Source organism: Giesbergeria anulus (assembly GCF_900111115.1).
Lineage (GTDB): Bacteria > Pseudomonadota > Gammaproteobacteria > Burkholderiales > Burkholderiaceae_C > Simplicispira > Simplicispira anulus.
This window is the reverse complement of sequence record NZ_FOGD01000033.1, coordinates 1-1475: the sequence shown is the minus strand read 5'-3', so window position 1 is coordinate 1475 and position 1475 is coordinate 1. Positions and strand designations below refer to the sequence as shown.

The window sequence follows — 1475 nt, the reverse complement described above, 5'->3', positions numbered from 1 at the left end:
ACCTTTCCGATCCACTTGCCACCCCTGCGCGAACGCCGCGAAGACATCGCCCCGCTGGCCCAAGCCCTGCTCGAGCGGGTGGCACCGGGGCGCAAACTCCAACTGGCTGCTGGGGCGCTGGCACTACTGCAAGCACAATCGTTTCCGGGCAATGTACGCGAGTTGCGTAACTTATTGGAGCGCGCCGCCCTGCTGTGCGACGGCCACACTATCGGTGCAGAACAGATGCACGAGGCGCTCACCTGTGGTCTAGCCCCAGTGGTTGCAGCGGCCCCCGTTGGGGCAGCCCTAACGCTGGACGATGCCACACTGGCGCGCCTGCTGGCCGAGCACCAAGGCAGTCGGGCCACTCTGGCCCAGCGCTTAGGAATGAGTGAGCGTTCACTCTACCGCCGCCTGCGCTCGCTCAAGGGCACCGATGCCGCCAAAGAGACATGCGAAGGCCAGGGTTGACATCTCTCCTGCTCCCTCAGTGGCTGGATAGAATCCAGCCTTCTCTGAACATCAAAAAAATCCAGGCCATGCAGCCCCTTGTAACGTCAACAGAGTGCAGAAGCAGGCTGCATTCCGGGACAGCCAGTTGGTTATGAGAGGCATGGGCGTCTGGCACCGGCACATCGCATGGTGGCTCTTGTGGGTGATGGCCTTTGCTGCGGCAGCGCCTTCTGTGTCCAAATGGCTAGCGAGCAACACCACCATTTTGGTGGAGGTATGTAACAGCCAAGGCGTCCAACGCATTGCCATCAATCTTGATGCCTCCAGCACCCCCGAAACCACGGTGGCCGCAGACGTGCATTGTGGCTACTGCATCCTGCAACACCACTGCCCCGCGTTGCCCTCCGAGCCTGCGCTATGGGGGTTGCCCACCGTGGCGAGCCATCGCCTCGCACTGGGCCGTGGCAGCACTACGGTGTTTCAACGTTTTGTCCGCAGCGCCCACCACGCCAGAGCGCCGCCTGTCTTCTCCTGACCTGCTTTTGAGTTTGGTACTACCGCAAAAACTGCGGTAGTGCTCCCCTGTGTCTGCCTGCCAGCGGTAGGCGACACAGCACACGCATTTTTGGAGAAGTTGATGAGATCACCCCGCATAAAGGTGTGGCCCGTGGTGGCTGTCCGTGATGGTATGGGGCTAACAAGATGGCAGGTGCCATGCTGCGTGCAAAGGGCTTGGCCTGTCACTGGTTCGTTTTCTGGAGCCATGCCATGTTCTGCATCCATGCTGTAGCACCCCCACCAGCACCCGCGCTGCCCAAGCCACCGGCGCTGGTGGGGCATTCGCCGGAGTTTCAGTATCTGCACCACCTGATTGGCAAGGTGGCCCCTTCGCAGGCCAGTGTGCTACTGCTGGGTGAATCTGGCACCGGCAAAGAGCTGGTAGCCCATGCCCTGCACCGCGCCAGCCAACGCGCCCACCGGCCCTTGGTGCCAGTCGATTGCTCCAGCCTGCCCGAATCACTGTTCGAATCCGAACTGTT

General features: G+C 61.5%; 3 protein-coding genes. All 3 read left to right on the top strand.

The features are described 5' to 3' along the window. Positions 1-453 (top strand): AAA-type ATPase lid domain-containing protein (locus tag BMX55_RS16035; protein WP_281242853.1); only part of this gene is annotated, 453 nt, incomplete at its 5' end. Positions 454-595: 142 nt separating this feature from the next. Next, the gene (locus BMX55_RS16030) at positions 596-970 is read left to right on the top strand and encodes a DUF2946 domain-containing protein (protein WP_177172937.1); all 375 of its coding nucleotides are present in this window, start codon (positions 596-598) and stop codon (positions 968-970) included. Positions 971-1203: 233 nt separating this feature from the next. After that, on the top strand, positions 1204-1475 hold a 272-nt coding region (locus BMX55_RS16900), incomplete at its 3' end, for a sigma 54-interacting transcriptional regulator (RefSeq protein WP_281242852.1).

What these genes read in the sequence shown, in the direction of transcription:
- BMX55_RS16030 (WP_177172937.1), top strand. Translation starts at nt 596, where the DNA reads ATGGGCGTCTGGCACCGGCACATCGCATGGTGGCTCTTGTGGGTGATG.